Genomic DNA, 14,509 nt, shown 5'->3' with positions numbered 1-14,509 from the left:
TTTTTTTAAAACTTTACAACTTTAAAGTCTTTTTCAGGTTAAAGGATACAACTTTAATGTCTCTACACAGCCGAAAAGAACAGTTAATATTTATTTTTTTTGCGTGCTGTGCCCTTAACGGGCTCGCGCTTTTTATTGTCTGCATGGTGTTTTGTATCCAAAAAAGGGTTGTGTATGTCAGCTGCTCATCTCGGTTTCCCGACGGAAACCGTTGTTGTCTTTGTGGTGATGGCCGTTGGGGCGATGTTTATCGACCTCTTTATGCACCGTCACGATAAACCTGTCTCGCTGAAAAGCGCGGCGATGTGGTCCATCTTCTGGGTCATGATGGCGATGGCGTTCGCCGGGTTCCTGTATGTCCACCACGGTGCAGAGATGGCGAGCCTGTTCCTCACCGGCTATGCGCTGGAAGAGGTGCTTTCCGTCGATAACCTTTTTGTGATGATGGCGATTTTCGCCTGGTTCGGCGTGCCGGATAAGTACCGTCACCGCGTGCTCTACTGGGGTGTGCTGGGGGCGATTGTTTTCCGCGGTATTTTCGTGGCGATCGGAACCAGCCTGCTGAGCCTGGGGCCGTACGTGGAGGTCATTTTTGCGCTGGTTGTCGGCTGGACGGCGGTGATGATGCTCAAACGCAATGAAGAGAGTGACGAAGTGGAAGATTACTCCGGCCATCTCGCGTACCGCCTGGTGAAGCGCTTCTATCCGGTCTGGCCGAAAATCAGCAGCAATGCCTTTATCCTGACCCAGAAAGAGGTGGATGCGGAGCTTGAAAAGCCGGAAAACCAGGACGTCATGGTCGGGCGCGTGAAGAAGGCGAAACGCTACGCGACGCCGCTGCTGCTTTGCGTGGCAGTGGTGGAACTTTCTGACGTGATGTTCGCATTTGACTCCGTACCGGCCATTATTGCCGTGAGCCGCGAGCCGCTGATTATCTATAGCGCCATGATGTTCGCCATTCTCGGCCTGCGTACCCTCTACTTTGTGCTGGAAGCGTTGAAGCAGTATCTGGTCCACCTTGAGAAAGCCGTGGTGTTGCTGCTGTTCTTCGTGGCGTTCAAGCTGGGGTTAAATGCCACCGATCACTTCTGGCATCACGGGTACAGCATTGGCGCGACGGCGAGCCTGTTTGTGGTCTTAGGCGTGCTGGCGCTGGGGATTATTGCGAGCGTGATGTTCCCTGGGAAACGTGAGGCCTGATGCTTTGCCTTTCTCCCTCTCCCCGTGGGAGAGGGCTGGGGTGAGGGCACCAGACCGCACCTAACCCTTAATCGGCGAATTCCGGCGCTTGCGCGGGTGGTGGAAATGCCGCCAGTGAGGATCCTGCGCCGCGGCCAGCAGCTCGTGGTCGCCGCGGGTATCTCCCCAGGCGCGCAGGTGATAGGCCTTCAGATCGCCATACACTTTTTCCAGTCTTGCGACTTTCTGGGCACAGCGGCAGTTATTGCCGGTGATGCGTCCTGTCAGCTTGCCGTCTTTCACTTCCAGCTGGGTGCCAATCAGCTTAATACCGAGCTTATCCGCCCAGGGCTGAAGCACCAGCGCCGGAGAGGCAGAACAGATCGTCACCTCCGCACCGGAATTCACCTCCGCCGCCACGGCCAGAACCCCTTCGGGGCGCATCAGCTTGTTCCAGTATTTTTCGCAAAATGCTTCCGCCTGCTGGCGCAGCCAGTGCTCATCCACTCCCGTCAGGAATGTTTTGATCAGCACTTCCTTGAGCTCATCCCGGGTCAGCTTGCGGCGAACGCAGTGCAGCGTAGGTAACGCCATGCGCACCAGGCGGCCTGCGAAGTAGCGTTTCCCAAAGGCAAAACGCAGGAAAGGGATAAAGCTATCGTGGTGCGTTAGTGTCCCATCAAAATCAAAGACAGAGAGCACGCTGGATTTAGCCACCGTCTCGTCGGCAATCATATTGGTCATAAATACGTCTTAGCTGAAATACACATTCTGCGGATCAGTTTACCTGCTTTATCTGAACAGTCCTTACATCACCACTCTTTTTTTCACGATCTTGCGGTCTAAAAGTGAGTCCATTTTTGGCCTCGATAGTCGTTGGTGAAAAAATGAACTGTCTATATTATCGCCACATCGAAAGATATTTCGGGGGAACTTTGGCCCCCACGCGTAAGGAAAAATTCACTCTAAGCCACAATTTTTGATATGACGTTAAGATCGCTTATTTCAATCCTCACACTCAGTTTTGCTTCGTTTTCTGCAATGAGTTTTCAACTGCCTGCATCGATGATCTCGATGAATTCTGCGTTTGCGGAATCACCCGCGAAATCGGCGCTGTTTCATCAGGAAACGGGCCCGCTGCGCTCGCGCATTCTCGATCAATACCAGAAGTGGAAGGGAACCCAGTATCAGTGGGGCGGCACGAGCCACCGCGGCGTGGATTGCTCTGCACTGATGCAGCACCTGTTCAGCGATGCGGCGAATCTTAATTTGCCGCGCACGACCAGCGAGCAAATCCATCGCGGCGTGCAGGTGGCGCAGTACCGTCTTAAGGCCGGCGACCTGGTCTTCTTCCAGACGGGGCCAAACCGAAAGCATGTCGGTGTCTACATCGGTGACAACCGGTTTATTCACGCCTCCAGCAGCCAGGGGGTGACGGTGTCAACCCTGACCGATGACTACTGGCAAGCACATTACATCACGGCCCGCCGCGTGACGGGCAGTGCGGCGTAACGGGATCAGATGATGTCATCCACCACGCCACCGTCAACGCGCAACGCTGCGCCCGAGGTGGCGGAGGCCTGAGGCGAACAGACATAAATCACCATATTGGCCACCTCTTCTACCGTGGCCGCACGCTGGATAACCGAGCTGGGGCGGTTGGCCATGACAAATTCTTTCGCCAGCTGCTCCAGCGATTTCCCGGTTTTCTCGATTTCATCTTTCATCATTTCAGCGAAACCGTCCGACAGGGTGGGCCCCGGCAGTACGCTGTTCACCGTCACGCCGCTTCCCGCCACGAACTTCGCCAGCCCGCGCGCGAGCGAGAGCTGTGCCGTTTTGGTCACCCCGTAGTGGATCATATCCGCCGGAATATTGCATGCCGATTCGGAAGAGATAAACACCACCCGTCCCCAGCCTTTTTTCACCATGCCTGGCAGCAGAGCGCGGGAAAGACGCACGCCGGACATCACGTTGGTCTGCCAGTAACGCTCCCAGGTTTCATCGTCGATGCTATAGAAGTCCTGCGGGCCGTAAATTCCGGCGTTGTTCACCAGAATATCGACATCACTTGCGACCTTCAGCAGCGACTCCACCCCTTCTGCCGTACTGAGATCGGCAATGGCGGCACGCACCTGTACGCCGGGTACAACCTGCTGTAACTGCTGAATACCCTTGTTCACCGAGTCGATGCTGCGGCCATTCACGATCACTTCCGCGCCGCTTTCCGCCAGGCCTCTGGCAATGGCGAACCCGATACCGCCGGTTGAGGCAGTCACCAGCGCCACTTTCCCCGCAAAGTCGATTTTCATCTTCTGCTCCTTATCGTTTTAGCGTTCGGACCTTAAAGCGTAGCAGGTGGTGATGACGGCTCCTGGCTAAAAAGGCGCAGCAGGGTTTCAACCTGCTCATCCAGCGGGGCGAGGGTACGTTTCACGATCAAATGCAGCGGCGTGGCCCGGCGGACACCGTGGTTCAGCGGAAGGATTTTCAGTAAGCCTTGCTCCAGCAGGGGCTGGATGCGTTCCTCTGGCAGCCAGCCGTAGCCGACCTGAGAGACAACCGCCTCTATGGCAGCATCAATGGTGGAGAACGTCCACGACTCGCCGGCAGCCCGCGCGGCGTTCTGGCTGTCCGCAATCTGGATAAGCGGCCACGGGCGCAGCATCTCATCATTAAGCGGTGCATCAAGACAAAAGAGCGGATGCTGGTAATGCGCCACGGCGACAAAGTCGATATTCATCAGCCACTCGCCAAGCCCGGTAATGTCCTGGCGGCGGGTCAGGACCATTACGTCCGCTTCGTCGTTTATCGTGTCCGCGCGGCTATTTTCCAGCACCTCGGTAAGGCGCACCTGGGTTTGCGGATACCGTTGCTGGAATTGTCTTAAAATCGCGAACAGCCTGCGGCGGGGAAAAATACTGTCTACGATCAGATCGACTCGGGTGCGCATGCCGCTATGCAGCGTCGCGGCGCGCGTCTCAACATAAGAGAACGCTTTCAGCAGCGGTTTTACCTGATTCAGCAATAATTCTCCTGCGGGCGTGAGGACTGCCCGTCTCCCTTCCACCACCAGCAGCGCAATGCCCAGGCGCTCCTGGAGTAAAGAGAGGTTGTAACTGACGGAAGACTGGCTGCGGTGTGTCTGTTCTGCCGCTTTGGCAAAACTCCCGGCCTCGACCACTTTTTCCAGGAGTGACCACTGTTCAAGAGTTGTTTTATGCATGACATATCTAATTTTTGAATTAATTTGATTCAAACATAGCGTTATTCATTCATTTTTTGAAGGGGTACGATACGTTCATCAAAACAAAGGAGACACATCATGAGCAACTTCGACAAGCATGACTTAAGCGGCTTCGTTGGCAAACATCTGGTTTATACCTACGATAACGGCTGGAACTACGAGATTTACGTCAAAAATGAAAACACCCTCGACTACCGTATTCACAGCGGCCTGGTCGGAAACCGTTGGGTAAAAGATCAGCAGGCGTATATCGTTCGCGTCGGGGAGAGCATCTATAAAATCTCCTGGACAGAGCCAACCGGTACTGACGTGAGCCTGATTGTTAACCTGGGCGACAACCTGTTCCACGGCACCATCTTCTTCCCGCGCTGGGTAATGAACAATCCGGAAAAAACCGTCTGTTTCCAGAACGATCATATTCCGCTGATGAATAGCTATCGCGATGCCGGTCCGGCATATCCCACAGAAGTGATTGATGAATTCGCGACAATCACCTTTGTGCGCGACTGTGGTCCAAATGATGACAGCGTGATTGCCTGTGCGGCCAGCGAGTTACCTGAAAACTTTCCAGAAAACTTAAAATAAGCGCGACAATTAACTAAAAAGAAAAGTTCCCGGCTATTTCATATTATTTTGAAATGGCCGGGATTTTTTTTGTTTGTTGATGTTTGGTTTAAATCATTTCCTGGCAAAACGTTGTGAAGGTCACAATAAAAAATATTTAATATTAATTTAACTTATTGTTTTTAAAGTGTCTGCTAGTAGTTCTATAACGTTATAAACGTTGTCTTAATTTTTCCCTAAGAAATGAAAGCTATTTTGATATGAGTTTATGGTTCGTTGAAATAAACGGACCGGCATTTGGTTAATATCAAAAACGTGCCATTTTTATTGCAAGGAAATTAATAATGAGTGATTTTCTGCCCTTTTCGCGACCCTCAATGGGTGCCGAAGAAATGGCGGCGGTTCAGGACGTTTTGATGTCGGGCTGGATCACCACGGGGCCTAAAAATCAGGAGCTTGAAGAGGCATTTTGTCATCTGACGGGCAATCAGCATGCGATTGCCGTCTGTTCTGCCACCGCGGGCATGCATGTCACGCTGATGGCGCTGAATATTGGCCCCGGCGATGAAGTGATCACCCCCTCCCAGACCTGGGTTTCCACGCTAAATATGATCGTGTTGCTGGGTGCCACACCGGTGATGATTGATGTGGACAACGACACGTTGATGGTGACGCCTGACGCCGTTGAAGCGGCGATAACCTCGCGTACTAAAGCCATTATCCCCGTCCATTATGCTGGCGCACCGTGTGACATCGACGCGATTCATGCCATTGGCGAACGTCACGGTATTCCCGTTATTGAAGATGCTGCCCATGCCGCCGGAACCTATTACAAGAACCGCCATGTGGGCTGGAAAGGGACGGCGATTTTTTCCTTCCACGCCATTAAAAATATGACCTCTGCAGAAGGCGGTTTAGTTGTCACGGATAACGCTCAGCTTGCTGCGCGGATCCGCAGTCTGAAATTCCACGGCCTGGGGGTGGATGCCTATGACCGCCAGACGCACGGTCGTGCACCGCAGGCTGAAGTGATCTCGCCGGGCTATAAATACAACCTGGCGGATATTAACGCCGCGCTGGCGCTGGTGCAGTTGGGCAAATTAAAAGAGGCCAACAAACGCCGTGAGGAAATCGCGCAACGCTATCTGCGGGAGCTGGCCGATACGCCGTTCCAGCCGCTGACCATCCCGGCATGGCCGCACGTTCACGCCTGGCACCTGTTTATTATTCGCGTTGATGAAGCCCGCTGTGGGATTTCACGCGATAACCTGATGGCGGCGCTGAAGGAGAAGGGCATTGGTACCGGCCTGCACTTCCGCGCGGCGCACACTCAAAAATACTACCGCGAGCGTTTTCCTGATGTATCGCTCCCGAATTCGGAATGGAATAGCGCGCGTATTTGTTCTCTCCCTCTTTTTCCGGACATGACTCATGACGACACAACCCGCGTCATTACCGCGCTCCATCAGCTTGCAGGACATTGATATGTTCAGTGCACCACCCGTACAAAAAGTTTCCGTCGTCATTCCTGTTTATAACGAACAGGAGAGCCTGCCTGAACTGATTCGCCGCACGACGGCCGCCTGCGAGACGCTGGGCAAAGCGTATGAAATTTTGCTGGTGGACGATGGCAGTAGCGATGACTCCGCAATGATGCTGACCGATGCTGCCCAGGCTGAAGGCAGCCATATTGTTGCCGTGCTGCTGAACCGTAACTACGGCCAGCACTCGGCGATCATGGCCGGATTTAGCCACGTTACGGGCGATCTGATCATCACTCTGGACGCGGATCTGCAAAACCCGCCGGAGGAGATCCCACGCCTGGTGGCGAAAGCCGATGAAGGCTATGACGTGGTCGGCACGGTGCGTCAGAACCGTCAGGACAGCCTGTTCCGCAAGCTGGCCTCACGCACGATCAACCGTCTTATCCAGCGTACGACCGGTAAAGCGATGGGCGATTACGGCTGCATGCTGCGCGCCTACCGCCGTCATATTGTCGACGCCATGCTGCATTGCCACGAGCGCAGCACGTTTATTCCGATTCTGGCGAATACCTTTGCCCGTAAGGCAACGGAAATTCCGGTTCTGCACGCCGAGCGCGAGCACGGGGAATCAAAGTACAGCTTTATGCGTCTCATCAACCTGATGTACGACCTCATCACCTGCCTGACCACCACGCCGCTGCGTCTGCTGAGCGTTTTCGGCAGCATCATCGCGCTGGCGGGGTTCGCGCTCTCCGTCCTGCTGGTGGTGCTGCGGCTGGTCTTTGGCCCGCAGTGGGCGGCGGAAGGGGTCTTCATGCTTTTTGCCGTGCTGTTTATGTTCATCGGTGCCCAGTTTGTCGGCATGGGCCTGCTCGGTGAATACATTGGCCGAATTTATAACGATGTCCGCGCACGTCCGCGCTACTTTATTCAACGTGTTGTCCGTCAGGAACACAAAGCATCTCAAGAGGAAATCCACCCATGAAAGCTGTTGTATTTGCCTATCACGATATGGGGTGCACGGGCACGCTGGCCCTGCTGGAAGCGGGCTATGACATAGCGGCAATCTTTACCCATCCGGACACGGCGGGCGAAAATCACTTTTTCAGCTCAGTGGCGCGCATCGCCGCCGAGCGGGGGATTCCGGTTTATGCCCCGGACGACGTGAACCATCCGCTGTGGGTGGAGCGCATCCGCGCGCTTGCCCCTGATGTCCTCTTCTCGTTTTACTATCGCAACCTGATCTGCGACGAGATCCTCGGCCTGGCCGCAAAAGGAGCATTTAACCTTCACGGCTCACTGCTGCCAGCCTACCGTGGGCGCGCGCCGCTGAACTGGGTGCTGGTGAACGGCGAAACGGAAACGGGCGTGACCCTGCACCGGATGGTCCACCGTGCGGATGCGGGGGCCATCATTGCCCAGCACCGCGTGGCAATCGATGCGGATGAAACGGCGCTGAAGCTGCACCAGAAACTTTGCACCGTGGCACAAAGCCTGCTGCGCGACGCGCTGCCAGCTATCCTGAACGGCACCTTCAGCGAGACCGCGCAGGATGAGAGCAAAGCAAGTACCTTTGGTCGCCGCACGCCGGAGGATGGCCGCCTGGACTGGAACCAACCCGCCCGCCAGCTGCACAACCTGGTGCGCGCCGTGACCGACCCGTGGCCGGGGGCATACAGCTTTGCGGGCGTGAGCAAATTTATCGTCTGGAAATCCCGCGTGCGCGACGACATCCCGGCGGCAAAACCGGGCACCGTTGTCTCCGTCTCCCCGCTGATTGTGAGCTGCGGCGAGCAGGCGCTGGAGATTATTACCGGGCAAACCGACAGCGGTCTTTACGTGCAGGGCACGCAGCTGGCCCAGTCTCTGGGTCTGGTCGCCGGGGCGCTGATCACAAGCGCCCCGGTGGTTGCCGTTAAACGCCGTACCCGCGTGCTGATCCTCGGCGTAAACGGCTTTATCGGTAACCATCTGACTGAACGCCTGCTCAAAGACGATAACTACGAAATCTATGGCCTGGATATTGGCGCGGATGCGATCAGTCGTTTCCTCGACAACCCACGCTTCCATTTCGTGGAAGGGGATATCAGCATCCATTCCGAGTGGATTGAATACCACATTAAAAAATGTGACGTGGTGCTGCCGCTGGTCGCCATCGCCACGCCTATCGAGTACACCCGTAACCCGCTGCGCGTGTTCGAGCTGGACTTCGAGGAGAACCTGAAGATCATTCGCGACTGCGTGAAATACGACAAGCGCATCATCTTCCCGTCCACCTCTGAAGTGTACGGCATGTGTACCGACAAAAACTTCGACGAAGACACCTCTAACCTGGTGGTCGGGCCGATCAACAAACAGCGCTGGATCTACTCTGTCTCCAAACAGCTGCTGGACCGCGTGATTTGGGCCTACGGTGAGAAAGAGGGGCTGCGCTTTACCCTGTTCCGTCCGTTCAACTGGATGGGCCCGCGTCTGGATAACCTGAACGCGGCGCGTATCGGTAGCTCCCGTGCGATCACCCAGCTGATCCTGAACCTGGTGGAAGGCTCACCGATTAAGCTTATTGAAGGCGGCAAACAGAAACGCTGCTTCACGGATATCAGCGACGGTATCGAAGCGCTGTTCCGCATCATCGAAAACAAAGATAACCGCTGCAACGGTCAAATCATCAACATCGGGAACCCTGACAACGAAGCGAGCATTCGCGAACTGGCTGAGATGCTGCTGGCCAGCTTTGAGCGCCATCCGCTGCGCGATAAATTCCCACCGTTTGCCGGTTTCCGTGAAGTGGAAAGCAGCAGCTACTACGGTAAAGGCTACCAGGACGTTGAGCATCGTAAGCCGAGCATTCGCAATGCGAAGCGCTGCCTGAACTGGACACCGACGGTGAAGATGGAGCAAACCATTGACGAGACGCTCGATTTCTTCCTGCGCACCGTGGAGCTGTCGGAACAGGTCTCATGAAAAAAGTCGGTTTACGCATTGATGTCGACACCTTCAGGGGAACGCGTGACGGCGTCCCCAGGCTGCTGGAACTGCTGAGCAAGCACGGTGTGCGTGCCAGCATCTTCTTCAGCGTGGGGCCTGACAACATGGGACGCCATTTATGGCGTCTGATTAAACCGGCATTTCTGTTCAAAATGCTGCGCTCACGCGCAGCATCTCTCTACGGCTGGGATATTCTGCTGGCCGGCACCGCCTGGCCCGGTAGACGCATCGGCGCGGGTAACGAAGCGGTTATCCTTGAGGCGGCGCAGCAGCATGAGGTCGGCCTGCATGCCTGGGATCACCACGCCTGGCAGGCGTGGGCAGGCGTCTGGGATATCCCGCGTCTCTCCCGTGAAATTGAGCGTGGAATGCTGGAGCTGGAGGCCATCACCGGTCAGCCCGTGCGCTGTTCCGCCGTGGCAGGATGGCGTGCGGATCAACGGGTCGTAAAGGCCAAAGAAGCCTTTGCGTTTCGCTACAACAGCGATTGCCGTGGAACCGGGCCGTTTTTGCCGCTGTTAGGCGAAAATCACTACGGTACGGTGCAAATTCCGGTCACGCTTCCCACCTGGGATGAAGTGGTCGGACGCGAGGTGAAGGCGGAAGAATTTAATCGTTATATTCTGGACCGTATGCATCGCGATACGGGTACGCCGGTGTATACCATTCATGCAGAAGTAGAGGGGATTGCGTATCAGCATGATTTCGATGCGTTGCTGACCCTGGCCGCTCAGGAGGGCATTGAATTCTGCCCGTTGAGCGAGCTGCTGCCCGACGACCTCAGCACCCTGCCTGTGGGAAAAATTGTCCGTAATGAACTGGCTGGCCGGGAAGGCTGGCTTGGCCATCAACACACCGTGAGTCCGGTCCCATGAAAACAGCCCGTTATGGCTTAGCGCTTCTCGCACTGTTTATCGTTTACTACCTCATTCCTGTCGATGTCCGCCTGCTGTGGCAGCCTGACGAAACGCGCTATGCGGAAATCAGCCGCGAAATGCTGGCATCGGGTGACTGGATCGTCCCGCATTTTCTGGGGCTGCGTTACTTTGAAAAACCGATTGCTGGCTACTGGATCAACAGTCTCGGGCAGTTGCTGTTCGGGCACACCAACTTTGCCGTACGCGCCGGGGCGATATTCTCCACCGGGTTAACGGCGCTGCTGGTGATCTGGATGGCCTGGCGTCTCTGGCGGGATAAGCGAGTAGCCATTTTCTCCGGCCTTATCTTCCTGACCCTGTTCCTGGTGTACGGTATCGGCACGTATGCGGTGCTAGATCCTATCATCACCCTGTGGCTGGTGGCGGCGATGTGCAGCTTCTGGCTGGCCTCGCAGGCCCAAACCGTGGCCGGAAAAGCGGGTGGCTATGTGCTGCTTGGGCTGGCCTGCGGGATGGGGGTGATGACCAAAGGCTTCCTGGCGCTGGCCGTTCCGGTGATTGGCGTGCTGCCGTGGGTGATCGTCCAGAAGCGCTGGAAAGAGGTGCTGATTTTTGGCTGGCTCGCGATCCTGAGCTGCGTGCTGATTGTCCTGCCGTGGGCGCTGGCGATTGCGCATCGGGAGCCTGATTTCTGGCGTTACTTCTTCTGGGTTGAACATATTCAGCGTTTTGCCCAGAGCGACGCCCAGCATAAAGCCCCGTTCTGGTATTACCTGCCGTTCCTGCTCGCGGGCAGTCTGCCGTGGCTGGCACTGTTGCCGGGCGCGTGTCGTCTCGGCTGGAATGACAGACAAAGCGCGGGGGGAGGATTCTATCTGCTGGGCTGGGTGGTGATGCCGCTGCTGTTCTTCAGCATCGCCAAAGGCAAACTGCCGACCTACATCCTGCCCTGTTTTGCCCCGCTGGCTATCCTGATGGCGCGCTATGCCTGCCTCGCGGCGGAAAAAGGTGCGAGAGCGTTGCGCATTAACGGTGGGATTAACCTGGCGTTTGGGGTGATCGGCGTGATTGCGGCGCTGGTGGTCTCGCCATGGGGGCTGGCTAAGCATCCGGTCTGGACGCCGGTCGAACTGTACAAAGTGTTCTGTGCAGTGGTGGCGTTCCTCCTCTGGGCCGCGGTGGGCTGGTTTACGTTCAGACAGAGTCAGCAGCGCTGGTGGCTGGCAGCCTTGTGTCCTGCAGGCCTGGCATTGCTGATTGGTTTTGCCATTCCTAACCTGGTGGTGGATTCCAAACAGCCGCAGTCGCTGGTCGATACCGTGCGCGAGCCGCTTCAGGAAAGCCGATTTGTGCTGGCCAATAACGTTGGCGTGGCCGCGGGTCTGGCGTGGGAGCTGAAGCGTAATGACATTACGCTGTTTGGTCAGAGCGGCGAACTGCGTTACGGGCTGGATTATCCCGATGTGAAAGATCGTTACGTCGACAAAGATGACTTCGCGCAGTGGCTGGCGACGCATCGTCAGCAGGGGCGTGTGTCGCTGGTGGTTCTGCTGTCAAAACGTGACGATATCTCACGGGCGAATTTACCGCAGCCGGACAATCTCTATATCCAGGGACGGTTTGCCTTGCTGGAGTATCTGCCGAAGTGATGACCTGGACCTGGCTGGTACTGGCAAGCTTGCTCAGCTGCGCGGGGCAGTTATGCCAGAAACAGGCCACCCGTCCGGCGAAAGCCGGGCGGCGCGGCGCGCACATTATGTTGTGGCTGGGTCTGGCAGGGCTGGCGCTGGGTAGCGGAATGCTGGTCTGGCTGGTGGTGCTGCAACGCCTGCCCGTTGGCGTCGCCTATCCTATGCTGAGCCTCAACTTTGTCTGGGTAACGCTGGCGGCAAAAGTATTCTGGCGCGAACACGTTGCTGCGCACCACTGGCTGGGGGTCGGGTTTATCATCATTGGGATTATCGTGCTGGGAGGAAGCCTGTGAAAGGCGCGTTCTGGGCGTTATGCAGCGTGCTGTTAGTCAGCGCCGCACAGCTGTTGCTGCGCGATGCCATGCAGGCACTGCCGCCGGTCAGCGATGTTCTGGCGCTTATCTCCGCGCTGTGGCACTTCTCATCCGGCACGGGCGCGCTGCTGCTGGGGTTGATGGGGTATGTGGCCTCTATGGGCTGCTGGTATCTGGCGCTGCATCGCATGGCGCTCAGCAAAGCATATGCCTTGCTGAGCCTCAGTTATATTCTGGTGTGGGCCGCGGCAATCGTCCTGCCCGGCTGGGGGGAACACTTCTCCTGGCACGGGCTGGTGGGCGTCGGGTTTATTATGCTGGGTGTATTAACGATTTTTAGGCCAGCACGTCGTCAGCAGAATGGATCAGGCCGGCGCTGAGTTCGAAGGGTGTTGCGGTACAGACCGCAAGGCTCAGCGAGTCTATGCGGCAGTGGCTGACTGAATGAAACGCGCTGGCGGTACTGTCAATGCTAACCATTTGCCAGGCGTGACCGCCGCACTGTTTAACGATCGCTTCCTTTCGCGTCCAGATACGCCAGAATGCCGTAAGCTGGCGCTCTGGCGTTTCCTTCTCCAGCTCTTCATGCTCGGCGCCGCTGAAGACGGCATTGGCGAGCGTGCGCCAGTTATCCTGCGGGCGAATACGTTCCAGGGAACAGCCCACGTCACCTTCGTCACTGATAATTAACGCAATCTCATCTCCCGAGTGGCTAAGGCTGAACCACAGCGGATAGTCGCCGGCAAAAAGGGGTTTCCCCTGTTCGTTGTGGATAATCTCCGGGAGTGGCGTCGGCGCCAACAGACGCGAAAGCAACCCGCGTCCAGCGAGCCAGCGCGCGCGATGGGCGCCTTCGGGCGCGTGTCGGGAGAGCGCTTCAGCCCAGCGGTTGGTGCTCAGCGAGGAGATTTTTCCCAGAAAAACCTGGTACATATAACGTCTGGCCTTCAGTCAAACAGAGAGTCGCAAAGTTGCGCGGCGAAACCATTACTATAATCTATTGTCCCCGATAATGGCTAACCCGACCAGCGGCTTAGCCCGGCAACCGGCTTTTGGGTCGTCCCGGCCCCAGCAGGATCGCCAGCTTGCTGCCCCCTTTGGTGGTCTCCATCCAGATTTTACATACGCTGGTCAGCGGAACCGACAGCAGCATCCCAACCGGGCCCAGCAGCCATCCCCAAATCAGTAAGGATAAAAATACCACCAGCGTCGACATGCCCAGCCGGTGCCCCATCATGCGCGGCTCTAGAATATTCCCCAGCACCATATGCACAACGAGGAACAGCGCGCCGACCAGCATACATTCATAAAATCCATTAAACAGAAACGCCTGAATCATCGGCGGCACGGCGGAGAGTACGGCGCCAATGTTGGGAACGTAGTTCAGCAGAAATGCCAGCACCCCCCACATCAGGGCGAACTGGACGCCCATCAGCATCAGCCCCAGCCAGACAATGATCCCGGTCCATACGCTCAATAGCGTTTTCAGCGCCAGATATTTGGACACGCCCTTCAGCGCGCGGTGTAAACCGGCAATATGGATTTGCGGGTTATTTAATGCAAAACGCAGCTTGTAGGGCACATGACGGACTTCGAACAGCATGAACACCACCGTCATGACCAGCAGCAAAATGCTGGCCATCGCGCCGGAAAGACCGGTCATCAGCGTGGTGGCGTAGGTCATGACTTTCTCTGAATCCATCCTGCGCAGCATCCGTTCTGGCGAGATATGCAGGTTAAGAAAGGGCATCATCTCCTGCAGGGCGATGATTTTGCGCGTCAGCTCTTTATTGTACTGCGGCAGCATGGTGGAGAATTCGCTCAGCGATGCGGCCAGTACGCCGAAGAGTGCCGTCAGGCCAATCAGCATTACAATCACCACAATAGTGATGGCCACCGGGCGGCTAACGCCCCGGCGTAAAAACCAGGTCACCAGCGGATTGAGAACAATGGCAAAAAAGAGTGCCAGCAGAAGCTGGACGATAATGTCAGCGGCAGCATGAATACCCGCGAGGATAACCACCAGACAGGCGAGTTTTAATAAAATGTGGAGTCCTGCTTTATCGGGCTGGGGGGAGATCATGCGCGTTCCTTAGTAAGATGACGCATTAAGTGTAGTGCCTGGCTTCCGCTTCGTCTGGCACCGATAATCTGAAAGTCGGGG

15 protein-coding genes are annotated in these 14,509 nt (G+C 56.2%); 10 read left to right on the top strand and 5 right to left on the bottom strand.

Annotated elements, in window-relative coordinates; translation table 11 throughout:
• Positions 1 to 174 precede the first annotated feature (174 nt).
• A complete protein-coding gene (locus ACOTXR_RS19070; RefSeq protein ID WP_014885578.1) occupies positions 175 to 1,200 on the top strand; it encodes a TerC/Alx family metal homeostasis membrane protein in 1,026 nt (341 codons plus the stop codon).
• 60 nt (positions 1,201 to 1,260) lie between these two features.
• Here ACOTXR_RS19070 and ACOTXR_RS19065 read toward each other — a convergent pair whose 3' ends face one another.
• Positions 1,261 to 1,923 carry an HAD family hydrolase gene (locus ACOTXR_RS19065; protein WP_072093626.1) on the bottom strand — a complete coding sequence of 221 codons (663 nt, stop codon included), beginning with the start codon at positions 1,921 to 1,923 and terminating at the stop codon, positions 1,261 to 1,263.
• A gap of 321 nt (positions 1,924 to 2,244) precedes the next feature.
• Between ACOTXR_RS19065 and ACOTXR_RS19060 the strand changes: the two genes are divergently transcribed.
• Positions 2,245 to 2,691 (top strand): NlpC/P60 family protein, encoded by a 447-nt coding sequence (locus tag ACOTXR_RS19060; protein WP_014885576.1) that lies wholly within the window; start codon positions 2,245 to 2,247, stop codon positions 2,689 to 2,691.
• A gap of 5 nt (positions 2,692 to 2,696) precedes the next feature.
• Here the strand turns inward: ACOTXR_RS19060 and ACOTXR_RS19055 are convergent, their stop codons facing one another.
• Complete coding sequence (locus tag ACOTXR_RS19055; RefSeq protein ID WP_058690286.1) at positions 2,697 to 3,491, bottom strand: SDR family NAD(P)-dependent oxidoreductase; 795 nt, start codon at positions 3,489 to 3,491, stop codon at positions 2,697 to 2,699.
• 32 nt (positions 3,492 to 3,523) lie between these two features.
• A complete protein-coding gene (locus tag ACOTXR_RS19050) occupies positions 3,524 to 4,405 on the bottom strand; it encodes a LysR family transcriptional regulator (RefSeq protein WP_014885574.1) in 882 nt (293 codons plus the stop codon).
• A 99-nt stretch (positions 4,406 to 4,504) separates the two neighbouring features.
• Here ACOTXR_RS19050 and ACOTXR_RS19045 point away from each other — a divergent pair, with 99 nt between their 5' ends.
• The 8 genes from ACOTXR_RS19045 to arnF all read left to right on the top strand — a co-directional run bounded on the left by ACOTXR_RS19045 (position 4,505) and on the right by arnF (position 12,725).
• Positions 4,505 to 5,011, top strand: coding sequence for a phenolic acid decarboxylase (locus ACOTXR_RS19045; protein ID WP_014885573.1), 507 nt, complete (start codon positions 4,505 to 4,507; stop codon positions 5,009 to 5,011).
• Positions 5,012 to 5,334: 323 nt separating this feature from the next.
• Entirely contained in the window at positions 5,335 to 6,474 is a 1,140-nt protein-coding gene (gene arnB, locus ACOTXR_RS19040) for a UDP-4-amino-4-deoxy-L-arabinose aminotransferase (protein ID WP_058690285.1), read from the top strand.
• A gap of 1 nt (position 6,475) precedes the next feature.
• Positions 6,476 to 7,459, top strand: a complete 984-nt coding sequence (arnC, locus tag ACOTXR_RS19035; protein ID WP_045135446.1) for an undecaprenyl-phosphate 4-deoxy-4-formamido-L-arabinose transferase — start codon at positions 6,476 to 6,478, stop codon at positions 7,457 to 7,459.
• Complete coding sequence (gene arnA / locus ACOTXR_RS19030) at positions 7,456 to 9,438, top strand: bifunctional UDP-4-amino-4-deoxy-L-arabinose formyltransferase/UDP-glucuronic acid oxidase ArnA (RefSeq protein WP_045268719.1); 1,983 nt, start codon at positions 7,456 to 7,458, stop codon at positions 9,436 to 9,438. The genes arnC and arnA overlap by 4 nt, the downstream gene beginning before the upstream one ends.
• Entirely contained in the window at positions 9,435 to 10,337 is a 903-nt protein-coding gene (gene arnD, locus ACOTXR_RS19025; RefSeq protein ID WP_014885569.1) for a 4-deoxy-4-formamido-L-arabinose-phosphoundecaprenol deformylase, read from the top strand. The genes arnA and arnD overlap by 4 nt, the downstream gene beginning before the upstream one ends.
• Complete coding sequence (arnT, locus tag ACOTXR_RS19020) at positions 10,334 to 11,989, top strand: lipid IV(A) 4-amino-4-deoxy-L-arabinosyltransferase (protein WP_045268720.1); 1,656 nt, start codon at positions 10,334 to 10,336, stop codon at positions 11,987 to 11,989. Before arnD ends, arnT begins: the two co-directional genes overlap by 4 nt.
• Entirely contained in the window at positions 11,989 to 12,324 is a 336-nt protein-coding gene (gene arnE / locus ACOTXR_RS19015) for a 4-amino-4-deoxy-L-arabinose-phosphoundecaprenol flippase subunit ArnE (protein WP_014885567.1), read from the top strand. The genes arnT and arnE overlap by 1 nt, the downstream gene beginning before the upstream one ends.
• Entirely contained in the window at positions 12,321 to 12,725 is a 405-nt protein-coding gene (gene arnF, locus ACOTXR_RS19010) for a 4-amino-4-deoxy-L-arabinose-phosphoundecaprenol flippase subunit ArnF (protein ID WP_014885566.1), read from the top strand. The genes arnE and arnF overlap by 4 nt, the downstream gene beginning before the upstream one ends.
• On the opposite strand, the gene acpT is transcribed toward arnF, so the two are convergent.
• Together acpT and ACOTXR_RS19000 are read right to left on the bottom strand one after the other, a co-directional pair.
• Entirely contained in the window at positions 12,682 to 13,278 is a 597-nt protein-coding gene (acpT, locus tag ACOTXR_RS19005; RefSeq protein WP_045135449.1) for a 4'-phosphopantetheinyl transferase AcpT, read from the bottom strand. The genes arnF and acpT overlap by 44 nt on opposite strands.
• Positions 13,279 to 13,378: 100 nt before the next feature.
• Positions 13,379 to 14,428, bottom strand: coding sequence for an AI-2E family transporter (locus ACOTXR_RS19000; protein WP_014885564.1), 1,050 nt, complete (start codon positions 14,426 to 14,428; stop codon positions 13,379 to 13,381).
• Between the last annotated feature and the right edge of the window lie 81 nt (positions 14,429 to 14,509).

Origin of the sequence: Enterobacter cloacae complex sp. IR53030 (genome assembly GCF_049238365.1) — a bacterium.
GTDB classification, from domain to species: domain Bacteria; phylum Pseudomonadota; class Gammaproteobacteria; order Enterobacterales; family Enterobacteriaceae; genus Enterobacter; species Enterobacter kobei.
This window is presented reverse-complemented; position numbering and strand designations above follow the sequence as displayed.

Bases quoted from the DNA above. Each gene is read 5' to 3' on its own strand.
- ACOTXR_RS19070 (WP_014885578.1), top strand. From the start codon at position 175: ATGTCAGCTGCTCATCTCGGTTTCCCGACGGAAACCGTTGTTGTCTTT.
- ACOTXR_RS19065 (WP_072093626.1), bottom strand. From the start codon at position 1,923: ATGACCAATATGATTGCCGACGAGACGGTGGCTAAATCCAGCGTGCTC.
- ACOTXR_RS19060 (WP_014885576.1), top strand. From the start codon at position 2,245: ATGATCTCGATGAATTCTGCGTTTGCGGAATCACCCGCGAAATCGGCG.
- ACOTXR_RS19055 (WP_058690286.1), bottom strand. From the start codon at position 3,491: ATGAAAATCGACTTTGCGGGGAAAGTGGCGCTGGTGACTGCCTCAACC.
- ACOTXR_RS19050 (WP_014885574.1), bottom strand. From the start codon at position 4,405: ATGCATAAAACAACTCTTGAACAGTGGTCACTCCTGGAAAAAGTGGTC.
- ACOTXR_RS19045 (WP_014885573.1), top strand. From the start codon at position 4,505: ATGAGCAACTTCGACAAGCATGACTTAAGCGGCTTCGTTGGCAAACAT.
- arnB (WP_058690285.1), top strand. From the start codon at position 5,335: ATGAGTGATTTTCTGCCCTTTTCGCGACCCTCAATGGGTGCCGAAGAA.
- arnC (WP_045135446.1), top strand. From the start codon at position 6,476: ATGTTCAGTGCACCACCCGTACAAAAAGTTTCCGTCGTCATTCCTGTT.
- arnA (WP_045268719.1), top strand. From the start codon at position 7,456: ATGAAAGCTGTTGTATTTGCCTATCACGATATGGGGTGCACGGGCACG.
- arnD (WP_014885569.1), top strand. From the start codon at position 9,435: ATGAAAAAAGTCGGTTTACGCATTGATGTCGACACCTTCAGGGGAACG.
- arnT (WP_045268720.1), top strand. From the start codon at position 10,334: ATGAAAACAGCCCGTTATGGCTTAGCGCTTCTCGCACTGTTTATCGTT.
- arnE (WP_014885567.1), top strand. From the start codon at position 11,989: ATGACCTGGACCTGGCTGGTACTGGCAAGCTTGCTCAGCTGCGCGGGG.
- acpT (WP_045135449.1), bottom strand. From the start codon at position 13,278: ATGTACCAGGTTTTTCTGGGAAAAATCTCCTCGCTGAGCACCAACCGC.
- ACOTXR_RS19000 (WP_014885564.1), bottom strand. From the start codon at position 14,428: ATGATCTCCCCCCAGCCCGATAAAGCAGGACTCCACATTTTATTAAAA.